At 31.2% G+C, this 20,098-nt stretch carries 39 protein-coding genes; 37 read left to right on the top strand and 2 right to left on the bottom strand.

Features of this window, described 5'->3' with window-relative positions:
- Positions 1–30 precede the first annotated feature (30 nt).
- From EL101_RS05210 to EL101_RS05320, 25 genes are all read left to right on the top strand, one after another.
- The gene (locus EL101_RS05210) at positions 31–411 is read left to right on the top strand and encodes a YopX family protein (protein WP_096597442.1); all 381 of its coding nucleotides are present in this window, start codon (positions 31–33) and stop codon (positions 409–411) included.
- Positions 408–779, top strand: a complete 372-nt coding sequence (locus EL101_RS05215) for a hypothetical protein (protein WP_096597440.1) — start codon at positions 408–410, stop codon at positions 777–779. The genes EL101_RS05210 and EL101_RS05215 overlap by 4 nt, the downstream gene beginning before the upstream one ends.
- Positions 769–1,176 carry a hypothetical protein gene (locus EL101_RS05220; RefSeq protein ID WP_096597438.1) on the top strand — a complete coding sequence of 136 codons (408 nt, stop codon included), beginning with the start codon at positions 769–771 and terminating at the stop codon, positions 1,174–1,176. The genes EL101_RS05215 and EL101_RS05220 overlap by 11 nt, the downstream gene beginning before the upstream one ends.
- The gene (locus EL101_RS05225; protein WP_096597436.1) at positions 1,169–1,591 is read left to right on the top strand and encodes a hypothetical protein; all 423 of its coding nucleotides are present in this window, start codon (positions 1,169–1,171) and stop codon (positions 1,589–1,591) included. The genes EL101_RS05220 and EL101_RS05225 overlap by 8 nt, the downstream gene beginning before the upstream one ends.
- A gap of 53 nt (positions 1,592–1,644) precedes the next feature.
- Positions 1,645–2,022, top strand: coding sequence for a WDGH domain-containing protein (locus EL101_RS05230; RefSeq protein WP_096597434.1), 378 nt, complete (start codon positions 1,645–1,647; stop codon positions 2,020–2,022).
- 22 nt (positions 2,023–2,044) lie between these two features.
- Entirely contained in the window at positions 2,045–2,452 is a 408-nt protein-coding gene (locus EL101_RS05235) for a hypothetical protein (RefSeq protein WP_096597432.1), read from the top strand.
- A gap of 11 nt (positions 2,453–2,463) precedes the next feature.
- Entirely contained in the window at positions 2,464–2,874 is a 411-nt protein-coding gene (locus EL101_RS05240) for a hypothetical protein (RefSeq protein ID WP_096597430.1), read from the top strand.
- Positions 2,875–2,886: 12 nt separating this feature from the next.
- The gene (locus EL101_RS05245; protein WP_096597428.1) at positions 2,887–3,168 is read left to right on the top strand and encodes a hypothetical protein; all 282 of its coding nucleotides are present in this window, start codon (positions 2,887–2,889) and stop codon (positions 3,166–3,168) included.
- On the top strand, positions 3,158–3,553 hold the full coding sequence (locus EL101_RS05250) for a hypothetical protein (protein WP_096597426.1): 396 nt from the start codon (positions 3,158–3,160) through the stop codon (positions 3,551–3,553). The genes EL101_RS05245 and EL101_RS05250 overlap by 11 nt, the downstream gene beginning before the upstream one ends.
- Before the next feature lie 11 nt (positions 3,554–3,564).
- A complete protein-coding gene (locus EL101_RS05255) occupies positions 3,565–5,871 on the top strand; it encodes an RNA ligase (RefSeq protein WP_096597424.1) in 2,307 nt (768 codons plus the stop codon).
- A gap of 1 nt (position 5,872) precedes the next feature.
- Positions 5,873–6,157 (top strand): hypothetical protein, encoded by a 285-nt coding sequence (locus EL101_RS05260; RefSeq protein ID WP_096597422.1) that lies wholly within the window; start codon positions 5,873–5,875, stop codon positions 6,155–6,157.
- On the top strand, positions 6,154–6,321 hold the full coding sequence (locus EL101_RS13230; RefSeq protein ID WP_164715570.1) for a hypothetical protein: 168 nt from the start codon (positions 6,154–6,156) through the stop codon (positions 6,319–6,321). Before EL101_RS05260 ends, EL101_RS13230 begins: the two co-directional genes overlap by 4 nt.
- An 18-nt stretch (positions 6,322–6,339) precedes the next feature.
- Positions 6,340–6,495 carry a hypothetical protein gene (locus EL101_RS13235; RefSeq protein ID WP_164715571.1) on the top strand — a complete coding sequence of 52 codons (156 nt, stop codon included), beginning with the start codon at positions 6,340–6,342 and terminating at the stop codon, positions 6,493–6,495.
- A 1-nt stretch (position 6,496) separates the two neighbouring features.
- Positions 6,497–7,054, top strand: coding sequence for a hypothetical protein (locus EL101_RS05265; RefSeq protein WP_240622715.1), 558 nt, complete (start codon positions 6,497–6,499; stop codon positions 7,052–7,054).
- A 73-nt stretch (positions 7,055–7,127) separates the two neighbouring features.
- The gene (locus EL101_RS05270; RefSeq protein WP_096597420.1) at positions 7,128–7,808 is read left to right on the top strand and encodes a DNA-methyltransferase; all 681 of its coding nucleotides are present in this window, start codon (positions 7,128–7,130) and stop codon (positions 7,806–7,808) included.
- Between the two features lie 322 nt (positions 7,809–8,130).
- Positions 8,131–8,532, top strand: a complete 402-nt coding sequence (locus EL101_RS05275; RefSeq protein WP_096597418.1) for a YopX family protein — start codon at positions 8,131–8,133, stop codon at positions 8,530–8,532.
- Between the two features lie 60 nt (positions 8,533–8,592).
- Positions 8,593–8,820 carry a hypothetical protein gene (locus EL101_RS05280; protein WP_096597416.1) on the top strand — a complete coding sequence of 76 codons (228 nt, stop codon included), beginning with the start codon at positions 8,593–8,595 and terminating at the stop codon, positions 8,818–8,820.
- A gap of 145 nt (positions 8,821–8,965) precedes the next feature.
- The gene (locus tag EL101_RS05285; protein WP_096597414.1) at positions 8,966–9,154 is read left to right on the top strand and encodes a DUF1381 domain-containing protein; all 189 of its coding nucleotides are present in this window, start codon (positions 8,966–8,968) and stop codon (positions 9,152–9,154) included.
- A gap of 10 nt (positions 9,155–9,164) precedes the next feature.
- Positions 9,165–9,626 carry a hypothetical protein gene (locus EL101_RS05290; protein ID WP_096597412.1) on the top strand — a complete coding sequence of 154 codons (462 nt, stop codon included), beginning with the start codon at positions 9,165–9,167 and terminating at the stop codon, positions 9,624–9,626.
- Entirely contained in the window at positions 9,619–10,146 is a 528-nt protein-coding gene (locus tag EL101_RS05295; RefSeq protein ID WP_096597585.1) for a dUTP diphosphatase, read from the top strand. The genes EL101_RS05290 and EL101_RS05295 overlap by 8 nt, the downstream gene beginning before the upstream one ends.
- Positions 10,147–10,151: 5 nt before the next feature.
- Positions 10,152–10,589, top strand: a complete 438-nt coding sequence (locus tag EL101_RS05300; RefSeq protein WP_096597410.1) for a hypothetical protein — start codon at positions 10,152–10,154, stop codon at positions 10,587–10,589.
- 203 nt (positions 10,590–10,792) lie between these two features.
- Positions 10,793–11,281 (top strand): hypothetical protein, encoded by a 489-nt coding sequence (locus tag EL101_RS05305; RefSeq protein ID WP_096597406.1) that lies wholly within the window; start codon positions 10,793–10,795, stop codon positions 11,279–11,281.
- 11 nt (positions 11,282–11,292) lie between these two features.
- Positions 11,293–11,832: a hypothetical protein gene (locus EL101_RS05310; RefSeq protein ID WP_096597404.1), complete on the top strand. Its 540-nt coding sequence runs from the start codon at positions 11,293–11,295 to the stop codon at positions 11,830–11,832.
- A gap of 32 nt (positions 11,833–11,864) precedes the next feature.
- Positions 11,865–12,305 (top strand): hypothetical protein, encoded by a 441-nt coding sequence (locus EL101_RS05315; RefSeq protein ID WP_096597402.1) that lies wholly within the window; start codon positions 11,865–11,867, stop codon positions 12,303–12,305.
- Positions 12,306–12,324: 19 nt separating this feature from the next.
- Entirely contained in the window at positions 12,325–12,594 is a 270-nt protein-coding gene (locus EL101_RS05320) for a hypothetical protein (protein WP_096597400.1), read from the top strand.
- 32 nt (positions 12,595–12,626) lie between these two features.
- On the opposite strand, the gene EL101_RS05325 is transcribed toward EL101_RS05320, so the two are convergent.
- Positions 12,627–13,301: a hypothetical protein gene (locus EL101_RS05325; RefSeq protein WP_096597398.1), complete on the bottom strand. Its 675-nt coding sequence runs from the start codon at positions 13,299–13,301 to the stop codon at positions 12,627–12,629.
- A gap of 20 nt (positions 13,302–13,321) precedes the next feature.
- A complete protein-coding gene (locus tag EL101_RS05330; protein WP_096597396.1) occupies positions 13,322–13,735 on the bottom strand; it encodes a YolD-like family protein in 414 nt (137 codons plus the stop codon).
- Between the two features lie 231 nt (positions 13,736–13,966).
- On the opposite strand from EL101_RS05330, the gene EL101_RS05335 reads away from it, so the two are divergent.
- From EL101_RS05335 to EL101_RS05385, 12 genes are all read left to right on the top strand, one after another.
- The gene (locus tag EL101_RS05335) at positions 13,967–15,319 is read left to right on the top strand and encodes an RNA-guided endonuclease InsQ/TnpB family protein (protein WP_164715572.1); all 1,353 of its coding nucleotides are present in this window, start codon (positions 13,967–13,969) and stop codon (positions 15,317–15,319) included.
- A gap of 515 nt (positions 15,320–15,834) precedes the next feature.
- Complete coding sequence (locus EL101_RS05340) at positions 15,835–16,215, top strand: hypothetical protein (protein ID WP_096597392.1); 381 nt, start codon at positions 15,835–15,837, stop codon at positions 16,213–16,215.
- 27 nt (positions 16,216–16,242) lie between these two features.
- The gene (locus tag EL101_RS05345) at positions 16,243–16,458 is read left to right on the top strand and encodes a hypothetical protein (RefSeq protein ID WP_096597390.1); all 216 of its coding nucleotides are present in this window, start codon (positions 16,243–16,245) and stop codon (positions 16,456–16,458) included.
- 11 nt (positions 16,459–16,469) lie between these two features.
- Entirely contained in the window at positions 16,470–16,769 is a 300-nt protein-coding gene (locus EL101_RS05350; RefSeq protein ID WP_096597388.1) for a hypothetical protein, read from the top strand.
- 287 nt (positions 16,770–17,056) lie between these two features.
- A complete protein-coding gene (locus EL101_RS05355; RefSeq protein WP_096597386.1) occupies positions 17,057–17,368 on the top strand; it encodes a hypothetical protein in 312 nt (103 codons plus the stop codon).
- A gap of 74 nt (positions 17,369–17,442) precedes the next feature.
- Entirely contained in the window at positions 17,443–17,658 is a 216-nt protein-coding gene (locus EL101_RS05360; protein WP_096597384.1) for a hypothetical protein, read from the top strand.
- Between the two features lie 29 nt (positions 17,659–17,687).
- On the top strand, positions 17,688–17,897 hold the full coding sequence (locus EL101_RS05365; RefSeq protein ID WP_096597382.1) for a hypothetical protein: 210 nt from the start codon (positions 17,688–17,690) through the stop codon (positions 17,895–17,897).
- Positions 17,898–17,958: 61 nt separating this feature from the next.
- On the top strand, positions 17,959–18,156 hold the full coding sequence (locus EL101_RS05370; RefSeq protein ID WP_096597380.1) for a hypothetical protein: 198 nt from the start codon (positions 17,959–17,961) through the stop codon (positions 18,154–18,156).
- Positions 18,157–18,181: 25 nt separating this feature from the next.
- Positions 18,182–18,343, top strand: coding sequence for a hypothetical protein (locus tag EL101_RS13240; RefSeq protein ID WP_164715573.1), 162 nt, complete (start codon positions 18,182–18,184; stop codon positions 18,341–18,343).
- Positions 18,340–18,567 carry a hypothetical protein gene (locus tag EL101_RS05375; RefSeq protein WP_096597378.1) on the top strand — a complete coding sequence of 76 codons (228 nt, stop codon included), beginning with the start codon at positions 18,340–18,342 and terminating at the stop codon, positions 18,565–18,567. The genes EL101_RS13240 and EL101_RS05375 overlap by 4 nt, the downstream gene beginning before the upstream one ends.
- A 245-nt stretch (positions 18,568–18,812) precedes the next feature.
- A complete protein-coding gene (locus EL101_RS05380) occupies positions 18,813–19,613 on the top strand; it encodes a metallophosphoesterase family protein (RefSeq protein ID WP_096597376.1) in 801 nt (266 codons plus the stop codon).
- An 18-nt stretch (positions 19,614–19,631) separates the two neighbouring features.
- Entirely contained in the window at positions 19,632–20,096 is a 465-nt protein-coding gene (locus tag EL101_RS05385) for a hypothetical protein (protein ID WP_096597374.1), read from the top strand.
- The last annotated feature ends 2 nt before the right edge of the window (positions 20,097–20,098 follow it).

Raw genomic sequence — 20,098 nt, forward strand, 5'->3', positions numbered from 1 at the left:
AATTATTTAAAAATTTAAGGAGTGTTTGAGATGATACCAAAATTTAGGGCATGGGAAAAAACTGAAAATCTAATGTCAGATGTTCGTGAAATCAACATTTTTGATAAATATGTCGAGCTAGAAAATGGTGCATTTAGAGGACTTGATGAGGTTGTTTTAATGCGGTCAACAGGACTACATGACAAGAATGGTATAGAGATTTTTGAGGGAGACATAGTGAAGTTCTCAGCAGAGCATGATGGATTAAGTAAGGTTCCACGCAATATAAAATACGAGATTGCTATTGAAGATTTAGTAGCTTTAATTAAAAATATGGAAAATAAATTGGTATTAAGAATGGTTAATCAAGAAATGGAAACCGTCGGCAACATACACGAACATAGGGAATTATTACAGGAGGAACGACGATGAAGATAAAAGTAAAAAAGGAATTTAAACTATTAGAACTTTTTGAATACATTAAAAAAAATGAGGTAGCAGACAAAGTGTTTTTTGATAATAAAGGCAAAGGAAAAGTGGTGGTTGGTGATGATAGATACCTTTATATGACTGACTTAAACCTAACTGACACCTTCACCGTCGAAGTAGAAGAAGAGCTGAATATGGAAACAGATATACCAGTATTAATTGAATTGAATCGTGGAGAATTTCACTTTCATTATGATTCTTTTTTAAGAGGGGAGAAAAACTGTAATTCAGATGCTTTTTATATATTAAACAATGATATGACTATGACTCTATTATGGACGAGAAACGGGGAATTAGTAAATGAAAATTAAAGTTAAAAAGAAAATGAACCTACATGAATTAATTCAATGGGCTTGGGAGAACGATGTTAGAAATAAAACTTTTAGAAGTGATAAGGTTTTAGGTCAAATTGTTAGATTCGATGAAAATGGATATTTGGATATTAGTAACAAGATTACTGCGAAGAATGAAACATTTACAGTAGAAATCGAAGAGACAATCACGGAGGAGTATAAACTCCCTGAAGGTTTAGCAATGTATAAGAGTGATAATGACGATTTACAAAATATTCAATTAAAAAATCTAAGTATTAATGATGCTAAAAAGTATGTCGACGAGTTAGATGGAAAACTTGAAGCGTTTTATATGGTTAATAGTAGCACTGATTTAGTATTAATTTGGAAAGATGGGAGATGGTGGAATGAGTAAAAGAAATAAAAGACAACTCATGGATAGTTTTATTTACTATGTGAATCATGATAAAGAGTATTTGCTTAACAAGGAACAAAGAAAAGTTGTAAAACCTTATGTGTGGAGATATAAACTGGTAACACCTTTAGCAAAAATTAAAATTGGTTTAATACCTATTAATGAATTTATTTTTGATGGGTTGAGCTTCCTTTTGGAAAAGGCAAATGATTTAGTAAGAGATATAGAGTATCGTATTTTTAAATTTTTAAGTACAGACCCACTTTTTGTTAGAAATACTAGGAAGAAATTTGAAAATAAGTTAATAGAATTGGAAGATGATACTGGTTTAGAGAGATTAGCTAGATTCAAAGAAGAAAAAAAGGAGAAGAATCTTGTGTATGTTCGACCTACAAAAAGTAATAAAAACAATTAAAGGAGTTTTCAAACACAAACTGATTACCCAATCTAATTGAGGAGGACGAGCTAATGAAAGGTTTTATAATTAATAGTTTAAACAATCAAATTCAACAATTAAAGGAAAAAAATATAATCAGTACAAAGGAAGTTTCAGACGGTTACCACACTTTTGGTCAACTCTATCATGACAGAGCAGTATTGTTCGCAGTAATTTTAAATACATATAAAGAAAAAGCATGGAAATCTAAGCAACATCATGACGGTACAATGTTTGGTAAACCTAATGAAATGTTTATTGTGGGTGTCGATACGCCTGAAGGACAGTATACATATCATTACCCTATGGTGTATTGGCACATGTACGATGTGAAAGAGTTAGATAAGGCGCCAGAATACGATGGGCATACTTTCTTGGATATTGATAGACTATTTGGGTTAATCGACTAGAACGATTTAAGGAGGAAAAGCAATGAGTTTAGATTTTGAAGTAGTAGGAGTGACATTAAGCAAAAGGAAAGTGGAGCAAAAAGGTTTGCAGCATTTTGTCAACAATTTTAGATACAAAGATGTATTAAAGAAAAATAAATATGAAGAGTTTAATTTCGAGATTGATTTTAGAAGACCCGATTATTTAATGGATTTATTATTAAGAGACGCTGAAGAATATCGTGATAGTATTAATGAGGAATACGAAGGAATATATGTTTTAACTAAAGATAAAATAATTGATTTGTTTAATACAGAAATGAACGAACAAACTTTTAAAAATTCTAACGACAGAAGTTATTATCATAGCCTTATGTCCCACATCTGTGATTTAGTGGGGTACGATAGTAAGCACAACGATTTCTACATGTTTATGTTCATTAGCGGATAAGGGGTGTTACTATGTGCGATTACAACAAGAAGTTAATTGAGCATATTTTATACAGGTCTTACGTCAATGAGTCGCCAGTTAGTCATATACATTTAAACAAAGTATGGTATTTTTCCTTAGGTTATCTAATCTACCACGACTTAGATTTAGCCTTAAAGGTATACAATCGTAGCAAAGTTAGAGAAGGGGTATGGGGAGCAGTATTGCCATACATTCAAGACAATTATTCTTTCTATAAAGTTACACCGATATTTGAAGAAGGGGCAAAACATAAGTCATTTAACTTTATGAATTACATCATAGATAAACTCATTGCTATAAACACAATGGTGCTCGTTGATATAAGTCAAGAACACAAGGCAAAGAATGAGTATTACACGTTTAAAGAGATTAAAGAAGCATTTAAAAATATAAAATGGTAGGAGTATATTATCATGAGTGAAATAAAATTAGACTTAGTGAAAAGTAAGCGTGATATTAAAGAAAATGATGATTGTATTTTTGATGAAATTAAAAAACTTGGTTCGTTTTTATTTGACGTTTTACAGCGATGGAATGAGTATAGTATTGCTGGTATAGAAGAAGTAGCAGCAATGAAATTTATAAGTTATGAAGAAGCGAAAAAAGAATATGACAGCTTAATGTATATTATGGACAAACTAGCTGAACACAATATTATTGAAAGGAAAGTAAGGAACTTGAAAAATGGGAACTAACGCAAGATTTAAAGGAAAACAACGCTTAGACTTTTTAATAGCGCCAACAATTTATATTCTCAATTTAAAAGGATATAAAACTAAATTTAGTTGTTCTGGTCATATAAAGAATAAACAGTGGCGTCATACTTATATACTCTTTGAGGATTACAACGAACCTAACTCTTTACCAAAATATTTTCGGAATAATGCGGGCTTACCAAGTGAAGTAATCAATCCAATTACACCTGAAGTCTTTACTGAGCCGAGGAAAAGAGCAACAATACATTTAACTCAAGAATTTATACACAGAAACAAAACTAATAAACTTTTAGCGATATTTAAAGCCAATATTTCCCTTTTGATTTGGTCACTAAAATTAAAATCTAAAAATAAAACGGAATGAGGTTATGATGAATGAAACAATTAGTATTACTTAGAGGCGCGCCAGCTAGTGGTAAGTCAACCTTTTTAAAAGAAAATGGCTTAGAACCGTTCGCATTATCACCTGATGTGTTAAGGTATTCGGCACCAGTAGTCAACGAAACAGGTCAACTGGTAATGTCTCAAGAAAACGATAATAAAGTATGGAAGTTGTTGTTCGAGATTCTTGAAGAGCGTATGAAAAATGGTGATTTTATTATTGTCGATGCTACTCATTCAACAGCTAAACTAATTAACAAATATAAAAAATTAAGAGAAAGTTATGGTTACCGTACATATGTGGTTGATTTTGATATACCCTTAGAAGAATGTTTAAAGAGAAATAGCCGAAGAAAAGAGTATGAATTTGTTCCAGAAGAAGCTATTGAGAATATTCATGAACGATTAAAGTACGAGAATATTCCTAGTTTTGCTAAAGTGTTAAAACCAGAAGAATTGTTGGAAGAAATTGAATGGAAAGTGCAAGATTTTAATCAATTTAATAAAGTCAAAGTTATTGGTGATGTGCATGGTTGCTATACTGCATTAAATGAATTAGTTACATATGAAGAAATTGCTGATAATCAAGACACAGCTTATATTTTTGTAGGAGATTTGTTCGATAGAGGGTTAGAAAACGCAAAAGTATTTGAATTCATTGAATCTATTTATAACTTGTCTAACGTGTTTCTGATTGAAGGGAATCATGAAAGACATTTGAGAACATATATAAAAGTATATGACGAGTTAATTGATGAGCTTAATTATAGCTTAGGTGATACTGAAAAAGATAAGTACAATAAAATGTATAAATACATTAAGTCTCGTGGATTCATTCAAACGACACTAAAAGAATTTTTAGATAGTGGAATCACAAAAGACCGAGTAAAGCCAATCCTAAGAAAATTGCTACAATGCTTGTATTTTGAGTTAAATGGTTCTCAATATATTGTGACTCATGGTGGTATTTTACCGAACATGATTCCAAATTTAAACTTAGTTTCTACTAGCCAATTAATTAATGGAATTGGTGGATATGAGTTTGAAATCGATGATGAATGGAGTGATGAAAACTTTTACATGATTCAAAACCGTATTATTCAAATACATGGTCACAGAAATCTTTATCGTATTCCATTGGACGTAGATGCAAGCTCAATCAACTTAGAAGGAAGAGTTGAGAAAGGTGGGCATTTGAGAGCCATTACTATTATTAAAGGGAACCCTTTTGTTAAGAACAAAATTGAGACTCATGAAATTAAGAATGATGTGTTTGACTCAAAATGGTTAATTTCAGACGATTACACAGAAAAGTTAGATGTTGATTTAACAGTAGAACAATTTATTGATGCAGCAAAAAGTGATAGAAAGTATATCAAAGTTCAAAATCAATATGATAATGTGTGCTCTGTTAATTTCACATCAAAGCTGTTTAATAGTGGGAAATGGAATCAGTTAGCAGTGCATGCAAGAGGGTTATTTGTTAAAGACGATGGAGCGGATAGTGTAGTTAAAGGTCGAGCGTATAACAAATTCTTCAACATTGATGAAAACAAAAAAAATAAATTAGATAAACTTATTGACAGACTGGAGTTTCCTGTAAAAGCATATCGAAAAGAAAATGGATATTTAGGAATCCTGTTTTACGATAGTGATATTGACGAACTTGTGTATGCTTCAAAGAGTAAAACTCACAAAGCAAAGTATGACAATCAATATGCGTTGTGGTTCAAGGATATAGTTGAGAATGCTTTAAGTGTTGATGAATTGGAGAGGCTAAAAAATGAGCTTAAAGAGTACAACGCATCAGCTGTGTTTGAAGTAATTGATGTTAAGAATGACCCACACATCGCTAAATATGATAGAAGTAAAATTATACTCTTAGATGTTGTAAAGAACCAACTACAATTTGAAAGAGTGAGTGAAGATTACAGTCGAGAACTAGCTGCTATGATTGGACTAGAGCACAAGGAGTTAGAGTTTACTTTCAATAACTGGCAAGATTTCTATCAATGGTATAAGGTGCAAATTAAGAGCTTGGACGCAAAACATGAAGGTTGGGTACTTGAAGACAGCAAGGGCTATATGCTCAAGATAAAATCTAAATGGTACAAAGACTGGAAGTATATTAGAAAGTTCATTGGTAAGATTAACACTGGTTATTCACCAAAACAATTTATTTTACAAAGTAACCATGAAGTAAGAGATTTTTATTACTGGTATAAGAAAAATGGAAAGAAAACAGATAGAGATAGCGACTTAATTAGATTGAGAGATGAGTTCTACGAACAAGAGGGTTAAAATGGTATATTTGCGCTATTTAAATAAGGCTAAAAAGAAACCAGTGGCGATTGATTTTATTCAATTCACTGGAATTGAGAGTGCAGAAGCAATTGAAGAGTGGACATATAACAATGTAGTATATACAGTCACTAATCATAAACCTAAAATGAAGGTGAGAACGTTAGAAGGCATCATGACAGCTGAATTAGGTGATTATATTGTGAAAGGGATAAAAGGCGAGTTTTATCCAGTTAAGCCGGATATTTTTAAGAAAACTTACGAAATTTTGGAGGCGAGTGAATGACTGTTTTATATGTAGTATCACTTCTTTTAAGCGGAGCTGTTATTTCGGATTATGTAAGGTTACGTAAAAAAAATAAAAAGTTGGGATATAATGTCAGCGTCCTTTCGGAACAAGTTATGAAAGATTACGGAGAAAATTACGTTAAAAGCATTATTAAATTTTAAAATAAGGAGGAAAAGTGAATGACTAATGAGGAACTATTTGAGGTGTTTCAAGAAGCAATGCGTGAATTAGAACATTCTATTCGGCAAATTGATAACGAAGCCGATAGATATATTATTAATAAAGCTATAAAATTAATTGATTCTGTGGCTTGGAAGTATGAGGAGGACGAGTGAGATGAAAGCACCACATAAAGTATTGAAAGAAATAGAAAAAAGCATTTTTAAACCTGAATACACTTTCGAGCACATAAAAGACTTAGCGGGTGAAACACTAACACATGTTTTTCATTTAAAAACGAGAGTTGATACTTCCGGTAGGCTTCCTGCTATCATATTTGTCACTGAAACTAAAAAAGTATTTATTTATTCTTTAAGAATCGACACAGAAATGCAAGAAGAGATGGACTTACTCGACATAGATGCTATTACAAAAGCATATATTAGTGAGCATCGACTTAAATATATGCTTTTAAACAAAGAGCTACAATTTGAGGGCTATCTTACTGAAGAAAAATTACCTTTTGTGAATCATGAAGCGATTAAAGAATACCGTGACTATGTAGAAAATAAATTAAAAGAGGAAAGGGAAAAGTACACAAAAGAACAGGAATACAGAACGTATTTAAAATTAAAAGAGAAGTTTGAGGGGGACACACCTGAAAAAGAAATTAAGAGCAAAAAAGAATTTATTCATACATTACATAATGGCGATGGTTTAACAAAAAACATCTAACTGGCATTTAATTACATATTAGGTGATGAAATAAAAGTTTTATCTTAAAAATAAAAGCATAGAGGAATGAGTTATGAAAATCAGAAATATAGATTGCTTAATTGGAATGGAAGAAATACAAAAAGAAAGTATTGACGCTTTAATTACAGACCCACCATATAATATTGCAAGAGATAATAATTTCAAATCAATGGGTAGAGCAGGGATTGACTTCGGTGAATGGGATAAGAATTTTGATATGACAAGTTGGTTGCCAGTCGCTATTTCTAAAATAAAAAAAGGAGGAAATATTGTTATTTTCACTGATTGGAAAGCAATAACACCTATAATTAAAGAATTAGAAAGATTGGATTGCGACATTAAGGATATGTTGAGAATTGAAAAGTCTAATCCTATGCCACGCAACAGAGATAGACGGTTTATAACGGATTATGAAATTGCAATTTGGGCAGTGAAAAAAGGCGAGAAATGGACTTTTAATAGATTATCTGAAACTTACGAAAGACCTTTAATAAAAACGAAAGTCACTCCTAAGTCCGAAAAAATAAATGGCGGACATCCTACCCAAAAGAATATCGAAACGATGGAGTGGATAATTCAAAGATTGACCAACGAGAGAGATGTCATTCTTGACCCGTTTATGGGGAGTGGAACAACAGGTGTAGCTTGCAAAAAATTGAATAGAAGATTCATAGGCTATGAATTAGAAGAAGGATATTTTGGAATTGCTAAAGAAAGATTATTAATTATTTAGAATAAAAAAGTTTGAGGTGGGGAAAATATATGATGCCATATGTTTCAGAGAAATACTATTATACAGGTGTAAGTGATGAGTATTTTACTACAGGAAAGCAATATACAGTAATTGAAACAGGGAGACACTGGTTTAAAGAGTGGGGTTGTGGTGCATAGATGACAACTGATGAATATCCTAAGACTAAAGATATAGATTATGGTTGTTTTGTATCATATGAAAATTTTGGAAAAAACAAGAACTTTGAAAAATACTAGATGAAATAAAAGTTTACCAAGAGGATTAGAATAACATATAAAACTAGAATTTTAAAAGGAGAATCATGATGATTAATAAATACAGAATTTTTAATAAAGTTAAAAATAAATATGTGGAAGATGTTGTTGTAGATGATTTTCATAAAACTTTATGCCAACCAGCAATTACACCAGATGGAAAATTAGTTGCTCTTTATTATGATGAAATTTATGATGTATTGCCTAATACTTATTTAGTTGAATATTCAACTGGGTTGTTAGATACAAATAAAATAGAAATATTTGATGGAGACATCATAAAAAAAGAAAATATATATTACAAATATTATGAAAAAGTTTATTATGACAGAGAGTTAGCTTGTTGGTGTGCAGGTAAAAATGATACTTTATCTAATATCACAAATTTAGAAGTAGTAGGTAATATACATCAAAATCCAGAATTATTAAACGAGGGTGCAGAATATTAAATATAAGCAAGATTATTAATTATTTAGAATAAAATTAAATTTTTATAGGAGAAATTATTTATGACAAAAGGAATTAAATTAGAAACATTAAAACAAGTGATTGAAAGGAGTAAGTTTGACTTATCTACTGATGATGTTTTATCGGATATAGACCGAGATGAATTCGAGGAGATACTAAATTTTGCGGAAGAAAATTGGGAAGAGGTTAATTTCATTATCAATATGGCAATATCACACTCATTAAATAGGTTGGCAATTAGAAGCAGTTTTGCCGCAGATATTGAATAACAAGAAGATTGAACTAATGGCGAACAAGGCTTAGCAGTAATGTCACCGTTTGCAGTTTTGAATCTCATTATCGGATATTCTTGATTGATTGGAGATAACCGAAGCATAGATATTACTGTTTTTCAAACAAGGAGGCGCTGAGGAAATGACACAATACTTAATCACAACTTTCGTAGATGTCTATGGTCAAACGTATACAGAAGCAACTAAAGCTAGAGGTAATCAAGCGTTTACTGTTGTAGAAGCAGAAAGTAAGGAAGAAGCAATTAAAAAATACAACTTATATGCTAAAAATAGACAAGTTGGCGAACCTAAGACAAGTGTAAATCAGTGAGGAGCACTAAATGAAATCTAATGAGACGTTAGCAGCAGAAAAATACTTGTATAACTTATTATTAAAAGATAGGTTAAGCATTTATGGGTGTCACGAAGTAACCATTGGAATAGAACCTTTAAGAAAAGGTCGAGAGATTGTAGATTTTTTAACTTACGACAACAAAAATGTTTTTAGAGCTTATGAAATAAAAGTTACAAAACAGGACTTAAAAAGTAGTGCAAAATTATCGTTTGTTGGACATTACAATTACTTAGTGATGACTGAAGACTTATACGAGGAAGTAAAGAATACTAATTTAATCCCGTTTAACATCGGAATTGTGATAGTAGGCAAAGGTGTTATTAAGAAATCAGGAAGAAAGACTTTGAACATGAGCGATAACATTAAGTTGTTAGAAAGTTTGATGAGGTCGCTTGATAGAGAAAATAGAAAAGATAAATTAAAGGATAAAGGTGATGAGATTGGCTAATATACTAACAGTAGAGCAATTAGAAGAATTATTAACGATACAAAAGGAATTCGACGATAGAATACCGACACTTAATCTACAAGATAGCCAAATCGCTTACGTAGTTGAGTTTTTCAAGTGGTTTAATACACTGGAAACGTTTAAAAACTGGAAAAAGAAGAAAGGCAAACCATTAGAAACGCAATTGAATGAACTTGCTAACATGTTAACGTTTGGGTTGAGTATTGCAAATCAATGTCTTGACGGGACTGAAAAAGTTAATGATGAGTTCACACAAAAAGAAATAATAGAGTTTATTGAAAAGGCAAATCGTAATTTAGGATATGCAAATGCCTTTACGCAATTTATGTATGATTTATATGGCTTATACGATTATGATTACAAAACTAAAATGCTTCTACCTTTTGCTTTTGCGTATGAATACTACACTATCGACCAACTCGTTGCGGCATATAAAAAGAAAATGAAAATCGAACTTATCAAACTGAATAAAGGTTTAGAACCTTTGGAAAGCGAGTGAATACAATGAGTGTACTAGGGTTTGTGTTGATTTCATTGACAACTTTATTTTTATTGATGATAGTTTTGTTTCCAGAGGATAGGCTCTACTTTAGAAAATATCCTAAAACAATCAATCTAGATGAATTAGAAATAATTGAGCACTATGATTTAATAAACCTGTATATGAGAGATGGTAAAAATTTTGTGCTTGATTTAGAAGACTACAAAAAGCAATATAATTCAGATAGCGATTTTATAACTTTAGATATTGGCTTAATAGCTAGAAAAGATAGTTTTGTATTATTCGATATGTACGGCGCAGGAACAGCGAAGTATAAAGAAAAAGAGTTGTCATATTTAAAAAATAGTAATGGCGAGTTTACTTCTTTATATGCGAAGAATGAGAGAATGTTTAAGAAATTGGAGTATAAGATTCGTGATGGTAAAGCAAATAAATGTTGAAAAGAGGATTTTATGGAAAGTGTAATTAATAAATCAATCAATTTTATATTATATTTAAATATTTTTATTTTTTGGCTATTTGGCACATGGGATTCTACTAATGAAAACTTAGCAGGTGTTGTGTGGGACATTTTCATGATAATCATTTCGCTCGTAGCTTTACAGTTAATCAACGATAAATCGACAAGAGAGGGTGTTTAAATATGGAAGAATATTGGGTTGCAAAACTTCCGAAAGGATATTGGAACGAACACGCAGATGATTGGGTTAAACCTGTTCATGCAACAATGTTGAGTAGTATTGCGAACACTAAAGAACAAGCTGAAGATTGGTTTAAACAGCGCATTGATAAACCGTTTGTGGTAGTGTCGTTGAAAATAAATTACCATGTAGCAGATTATGCTCAGCACGAAGAAAAAGATTTGACTGAAATTTCAAAAACTGATGCTAAAGACCTTAAAGAACTGACATTTGAAAGTATTGAAGAATACGTTTTTTCTACGGAAGAAAAGTTGTTATTGAGAGATTTATTACGTGCCGCTAGAGAGGACGCTATAAAAGGATTTGATAGAACACTCTATCGTATAAATAAATATGAATTTAGAAATAGTGTTATAGAAAGTGCGCTGAAACTTAAAGGTTTTGAAGTAGAAATATACGAAGATGAACTATATTTGTCGTGGAGAGATTAAGACTTAGCGCTATGGAACGAGCTAAAATGGGGGGGGTAAACAATGAACACAATAGAGGCTTCTTTACTCACAATTGCTTTTTTGGTGCATTAATCTTGCTTGTAAAACCAATTGTGGTAGACAGAAAGAGAATGAAGAAAGTTGTCGCAATTGTAAAAGGAATCGATGAAGAAGTATTTTTAAGAACACCTTTAGAAAAAAGAGTTAAATTAAAACTTGCTAATAAAGAGGAACATGATGTAAGCTGTCACGATTTTAAACAACCAAATTTCATTAATATAAGTCAAAGTGAAAGAATACATAAAACAGCCATAGTTTCGGAGTACCACTATACAAAAGCAGTAATCGTACAAGGCGACTGGATAATTGAAATCTTAGGCGATGTAAATGGGAATCTAGAAGTTGCCCGTATATATCATGTGAAAATAGAAAAACTCTATGTATACCAGATTAGCTGGTATTTTGAAGATAATAAGGTTAAAAATCTAACTGTAAAATCTAGACATTACTTTTACGATGCCAGAAAGGACGAGATTAGCATAAGTATGTGATATGAAAACAAAATAACAGGAAGGTGAATTATATGAAAAGAAATAGACGACTGATATATGGTGCTTTGGGAGAGTATATAGTTCATGGTAATGACAATTTTTTAAACTCAGAACAAATTAAAATAGCAAATGAATACAACAAAGAGCTGCAAAAATTATTAAAGGAATCTTTAAGAGAAAGACGTTTGAGAAAAATTACTACCTTTATTAGTAAAACTCCAAGTTATATATTGCAAGGGCTGAGCAACATCGTTAATGCTTTGATTATACCGTTCGAGTGGATTGCTATGAAAATGGACGATATAGCCGTTACCCATGAAAACAAAATAAATCTAACAGTAAGTAAATTAGAAACAGCAGATAATTTAAATACTTATGCTCATGATGTGGTCTTACCTTTGCTTGAAGATGCTGAAACAGACGATATGTTTGAATTACACCAAAAAGAGATTAAAAAACTAAAAAGAAACTAAATTCATGGAGGAAAAAGAAATGAAAGAACTAACAAAGAAAATTGCAGATATTATGAATTATGAAGTTTGGTATAAAAAGTTAATTTTATTGATTGTATTGTCAGGATTATTGGTTGTAGGAGTATTGCTTGTAGATGCGTTGATTAATGTTATTCGTATCTTGTTTAACATTGAGTTATTTGTATTCTTATCGCCAGTGTTCGCTTTATTATTCTTATTTGGTTGTCAGATTAAATATCCCAAGGATAAGACACGAAATTATAGTGAGTATGCTAAGAATAGAATGTAGAAAAGGAAGAGATAGTGTTGAGCTATCTCTTTTTATTTTGATAATTTCTGGCAACCGATGCAAACAATCAAGCCAATAAGTATGTTTATGAAAATTAATGGCATTTGCTCTACGAGACCGGTTGGGAGCGACCCGAATATTTTACTAAATAAATATTCATAAATCATTTGTTCGTAAAAATCACTAATAGATTTGCTGAAGTCGTTAATAACATAAGTCGTTTTTGGGTATTTTACTCTCCCAGTATTCAGAGTATCGAGTAGCTGGTCGAGGAGCTGAAAAGTGAAAAACGACTGTTGTAAACTAAAATCTTGTTTTTCTATTTTCTCTATGTTTGAAACAGCTTCTTCAATTATTGAATCATCATTTTCAATTTCTCTTAATATCTTCTCACCAGTAGAAATGTTTAAGACGGGAAGTTTAACTTGAGGAGGAACGCTAAGTATCTGTGGAGTTTGTATCTTAGAAAGTTGTGCTGCCAACTCTAATATCGGCTTATTTAACTGAAAATAAAAATCTCTGTAAATTTTATTTAATTGTCGGCTAATTTCAAGCGTACTGTTGAGTTCAGGTAAAACTTCCTTGTTATACATTTGAGCCAATCTAATTTGTGGTCTCAATGCATTTGTCCTTGAGACGGCTCTACTCATTCTTTGAAAAATTTCCATGTTCTTTCTAAATGGGTCGGGGAAAGTAAAATTAGACAATAAACAACATCTCCTATTATTTAAATTTTTATATCATATAAACAATCAAACGGTAACCAAATAGAATCGGTAGAACGTTCATTGGTTAATTGAACCTTTTGATTTAGCTCATCAATAGTTTTAATGTAACCCTTAACTGAGTGCATATAACCATTCTTCCAGTATTCTACTGTTATATAACTATTATTATACACAACATATTGAAGTTTTTGGTTTACATCTTGTATTTGTTCTTCAGAAAGTAGTGGCATATCTATTTTGTTTTGATTTTCTTCATATTGCTTTATCATTTCATATTGTTCAGGAATAGTTTTAAATGGTTGCCACTTCACAGAGCCACGTCCTTTGGGTATTCTTGGGTTAAGTAAATGTCGTGGTATTTTACGATAATCAGTTATATGTTGATATTCTTCAGGTAAGTTTTTATCAATCATTCTGTCACCTCACACACACATTGTAGAACATTTGTTCTTGTTGGGCAAGAGAATATGTTTTATATATTAGTAAGATGTGTTTATTTTTTAAGCGCACCTTTTTATTTGGGCGGTGATTATACAGATTATGAAAAGATTAAAAATAAATTAATGAATATTGTTGACATATAGAAAATGAGGTTGTATAGTATTAAGTGTAACAAAGAAAAAAAATTAAATGAGGTGAAACGAATGGAAAGTGAAAAAGAAAAATATGTCGTGCAATCGTACGGGATTAAGCTAATTAAACCAGTAGGTGTTGATGAAGGAGATTGGGATTTTGCTGGTAAAGTGTTAAGAGATTTAGACTACGCTTGCTTTAGAGTTAAAAATAAAGCAGCTACTAGAACTTACATGAACGTAATTGAGAAATTAGAATATGAAAACATTCATGGTAAAGGAACATATGATAAGTATTTTAAAACGAGATATGGTAAGACATTTTCAGCCTATAACAGCGAATGCGCAAGAGAAGATAAAGAATTAAATAAAGGAGATTTATACAGAGAATATTTCAATTTAATGGCTCGTGAGGGTGAAAAGGTTGTAAAATATAACATGAAAAAAATATTAAATGGGAACGCAAGCAACATTACTTTCAAAAGAAATCAACCAGTCCCTATAACTTCAAGAATGATTTTTATCACAAAAGAAAGTGGGAAATATTATGCTGAGTTGACTTTGCTAAGTCCTGAAAAAGCGAAAGAGCTTGGCAGAAAAGGGAAGAATGGTACAAGAATCAAATTTTTACTTAGCTCTAAAGGACAGGAAAAAGTTATATTAGACAGATTAACAAGTGGTGAATATGATTTAAGAGATAGTCATATTCACGTTAAAAAGAAAGGAAATAAATTAACTAACTATTTAATCATTGCTTATAGACATAAAGTAAAAGACGATAACGATTTGATTCCGAATAAAGTATTAGGTGTTGACTTAGGAGTATCAAAAGCGGCATATATGGCTGTTAGTGAATCACCAGTGTCTGAATATATAAATGGTGGAGAAATTGAGCAGTTTAGAAATGGCGTTGAAGCTAGAAGGAACGGCATGAGAAATCAGTTGAAATATCACTCTAGCAACAGAAGCGGACATGGCAGAGCAACGAAACTAAAGCCGTTAGAAAAACTTAGAGAGAAAGTCAGCAATTTTAGAAAACTAACAAATCATCGTTATGCTAAATTTATTGTTGATACCGCATTGAAAAATAATTGCTCAATTATTCAAATGGAAGAATTGAAAGGTATCTCGAAAAACGACACATTTCTGAAGCGTTGGAGTTATTTTGATTTACAAGAAAAAATTGAGAATAAAGCAATAGCAGTAGGTATTGAGGTGAAAAAAGTTTCTCCTAAATTTACCTCTCAAAGATGTAATAAATGCGGTTATATCGATAAAGAGAGCCGAAAAAGTCAAGAGAAGTTTGAATGTGTGAATTGTGGGCATAAAACTAACGCTGATTTAAATGCCGCAAGAAACCTTTCAATGCTCAATGTTGAAAAAGAAATAAAAGCGCAATGTAAGGCACAAAAAATTAAGTATTGAAAATAAATTAATAAATTAAATATCGCAAGGTGCTAAACGTCATAGCATCGTGGCAGTATCATGTCACAAAATCGAGAAAGTGTCGTTTTAACAAGGTAAATACATAATTTTTAACGATATATAAAACGAAATACACTCGAAAGGTAAACTGAATAATCAGTTTGAAATCTAGCTCACAAATACCGAGTTAGACTACTCGCCAATGTTTGACGTTAGATTGGTTAGAGGTAACAGTACCAAGTTATTTAACAGAGTAGTGATACTATAAATTCGGTACATGTAGTAATCTTCTAGTAACAGTACCAAGTTATTTAACAGAGTAGTGATACTATGATGGTATAGTCTTTTACCCACAGCATGTAACAGTACCAAGTTATTTAAAAAGATAAATTAAATATATAACATGAATAGAAAATTTATAATAGATTAGTTTGCAAACAGAGAAATGGTAAAATGTAAAAAATAGTTATAAAATTTAAGCGATATTAAAAATAAATGAAAAAGGAGACTTAAAAATGAGTCTGTGTGTGGTAAATTATTATGACACTAGAAACAAGTATTTATCTTCTGTACTTTTCGATTCAGACGTTGACGCTATGGAGGAACTCGAGAGTAATAATTATTATATGAAAAAGTGGGGTAATTATTATAATGACGAAACACAAAAATATGCAGTAATAGAAAAATGCATTAGAAATATAAGATATTCAGCAAATAACTCAAATGATGAGCTAAAGTGTTTTGTACTATTTTCTAGAGAAAGATATAAGGAAGAATATTCAAAAGATTTTGTCAGTGCTTATATTTCAGATGAAGCAGGAGTGAAGAAACTGATTAATGAGCTATATAGTGTTGACGATTTTAATAATTTAATATATAGTTATGAAGTGATATGATAACCAAAATCAAAAGGAGAGAATATTATGCGAGTTTATATTGTAGAATATAGAATTTACGACTGGGGCGGTGAGAAAGATAATATGACAGATGGTTCATTTTTTCGTAGTTTCGACGAAGCAGAGTACTACTTGTTAAAAGAAGGATTTAAACATTACGAAGATGACCAGTACATTATTGGTGACGATGTAGATAAGATAGTAGCCACAATTAAAATGTTGACACCTTATGTTGAGATTTAGTTGGTGGAAATATGGATATAATTACTGATGTATATTTAAAATTTATAAACAATAAAAATAAAATAATTTATATTGACAACAAAGAAGTTGAAGTAAAAATTTCTAATAGTTTTGCAACCGATGATGGAAGCGTTTTTGTATTGGCTTTGAGATATAAAGACACATTCGAGATTTTTGAAATATCTCAAATGTATTTTAGCGATTATGTGACTATAAAAACTAAATATGAAAGAGTTGGCGTAAAGAATGAAGAAGAGTTTGATTTTGCTATAGAAAGATTGATAACGAGATATTTATTAGATAAGAATTGAATGTTTTGAAATAATACGTGCGGAGGATAATTTTTATGGAAGTTTCGCAAAACGGTCGAAATTATAATATCGACTTGACCGATAGTATGTACGTCTGTGGGAAATAATGGGGTACAACGGTGATAGTAACATGATTGGAATTTATGATGTTAAAGAAGAAGCAATGAGTAAAGTTGAAGAAGTAAATAAGAAAACTGGTAATCCCGCATATTTCTTAGAGTATGTGCTTATTGAAAGATTGTAAAAAGTAAAGTGCAAACGTAGAACTATTAAAGGAGATGTTTTAAATGAAAGTATATCAACCATGTTATTACAATGGGGAATATTATGAAGACCATATTGAATTGGAGAGTAATTATGTGTATACAAACATAGCTAAAGCGATTAAAGAAATTGAAAGCTACAAAGCGTTCAATATGGGAGGTAGAGAATATAAATATAATAGATTATTTGATGATTTCAAGATGTATAAAAATTTAGTGTTTCCTGCCACAAGTAATCATTCTATTAAGTTACGGGAAGATTTCAGTCTCGATATTCAAAAAGATGGATATGCTTTCATCAAGGTGTATGAGCTAAATACGGAAGTGCTAATGTGAAAAACAAAGAAGAGTTTAATTTTGCTGTAGAGTGATTGATAACAAGATATATGTAGAAAAGGAGTTAAATTAATATGACATTTTGTGTGCGGTCGCAAGAAAAGCAAGCTAGAGAATTTTTGTTAAATCAAGGAGAAGTTGAAGCATCAGAATTAGCGGTAATGACTACAGAAGAAGTTATAAGTAAAATAGAAACATGGGCGGAAAGTAATGATTATATGATTATTTTAGCAGACGAAGATATTGGGTTGATTCCAAAAAGTGCAAAACAGTATTGGTTTTCGAGATAAATTAATTTATAACAAAGGAGAGGTATTGAATGGAAAAATTATATTTTTTACGCACAGAAATGGTGGAAGCGGGGGACGAATATGTTGCTTTACGAGATACCAACGGCAAAGTGATTCTTGAAGGAGATACTTATCACGATAAAATCGAAGAAAAAATTGATGGTTTTATGTCAGGGCTTGCATATTTAGGATACAAAGCAGATATAGTGAAATTAGGCGTAGGAGTTGAATTCCAGTAAGAGGAAGAGTCGAGACTTCCTGAACACAAGCATTCAAAATAATAATCGAGTGGTGAAAAATATGTTTATAATTGAATATACGAGTTATTTTCCAAATAATGAAAGTTATTCTTTAGACGACTATTACTTTGTCGAGAAAGAAGAAGCAATTGAATATTTAAAAAATGATGGGTTTAAAATGGAGCGGCATGATATTTATAAAAAAGGCGAAATGTTCGGAACTAGGGCAAATATAACTCAATTAGCTAAGTTTAAATAATTTAATTATGAAAGGAGAGGCAATAATGAAATATGAAAAAATGTGGGAACAGCTACTCAACGAAGTGAAAGAACGCATGGATAAATACGCTTTAACAGATAGATATAGGTATCAATTTTTCAGAATGTTGCATGACAGAATGAAAATGATTGAAAAAGAAGATAAGACACGGGAGGACTATGAATGAATGAACTATTCAGAGCTGTGGCACTGGACGATGATTACTATGGGACTGGTACTACATTAAAAGGCTTTGGAGTATTTACTATCAAATTTTCAGACGATTATTTCGCTAAGACTGGTAAACGAAAAGAAACGTATTTGTATACAGATTATCATGGAAAAGTTAAAGTTGATGAGAATTCTATTGAACAGCTTGAGACTAAATTTAAAAAGGTGAAAAGTCTTTGATTAAAGGAGAAATATCAGATGGAAAACAGGAAAGCAAAATTATGGTTGGGAGTTGTTCTTTTATACTTATCACTCTCCGTAACAGTTAATGTGATAACTACATCGTTTATGGGCTTTGTTATTACTGGCATGCTTCTCATGTCAGTGTTCGGTTTAAATTTAATTATAGAAAACTTAGACGTGTGATAAATTCTAGGTTTTAAAGATAAAATAATTGCAAAAATTATAAGGAGAAAGTTAGATAAATGAATATTTCATATATTAGTGATTTACATATTGATAATTGGGTTAAACACAATAACAACCAAATCAAACACGAAAAACAAGTTAAAGAGTTTATTAATAATTTAATTGAAAGAAGTAATTTAAAAGTCAAGGAAGTGTTAGTTATTGCTGGAGATATTTCACATTACAATAGAATCACAATGTGGGTGCTAGAGGAGTTCTCTAAGCAATTTGATAAAGTATTCTTTGTGAGTGGTAATCATGACTATTATTTAGTATCTCAACAACAAACGAAAAAATATAAAAATGAAAGTAAATTGCGGGCTAAAGAATTATCAGAGTTAGTTAAACAATTAGGCAATGTGACTTTCTTTAATAGTATGTATAGTGATAATTCCGAAGTGTATAAAGGGGTTACATTTGCTGGTGCTACTATGACTAGCCTACCAACAACAGAAGAGGAAGTTAGATTCTATCGTGAATTCATGAATGATAGCAAGTACATTACAGAAGAGCCCAAGTTGTACAACACTTATGACAAAGTAATTTATGAGAACATTTTAAGTGAGAAAGTAAAGCCAGATGTATTTCTCTCACATTATCCGTTAATCACAACATCATCTCATAGAAAGAATCTAAGTGATGGTTCAATCGGTTCATATAAATGTGAGGTTAGTGAATTGATTGCGCCGATTAACTTTTTCGGGCACGTACATGAACATCAAGTAATGTATAAGGTTGCTGACACGAAGCATTATTGTAATGCATTGGGTTATCCGAATGAGAATACAAATACTATTATTAGACAAATTGAAATTTAATTCAAAGGAGAAGATAACATGAAAAGGTTACTATTGGAACACGCTGATAAAATAATTGAATTTGAAGAGATAATTAGAGAGAAGTATAAAGTAGAAGATATTGAGCTAAAGGTAAAATCTTACACGTCATATTTTGGAGAAGAGTTACGTGTGGAGTGTGAGCAAGGAGACTATCTCTTTATGTTTTATGATGAAGATGGTGAGTTAGAGGTTAAATACCACTATGCGCCAATGAAAAATGATAAGGAATTTTCTATCACTGTTGATGAAACGGCTACTTATCGTGAGAGTTGGGATTTAGAAATTATAAAGCTAGAAAATGGTGATTTTACTTATAAAAACTGGCGTGATTATGTTTCTACTCATAGTTTTACTGATATTGATTCATTAGTGGAACACGTAATTGAGCACGACACATTGTCTAAGCAAGTTACTTACAGCAACAATGAGGTAGAATTCGATTATACAATTTTGGAGGATTAATT

The organism is Staphylococcus delphini (genome assembly GCF_900636325.1).
GTDB classification, from domain to species: domain Bacteria; phylum Bacillota; class Bacilli; order Staphylococcales; family Staphylococcaceae; genus Staphylococcus; species Staphylococcus delphini.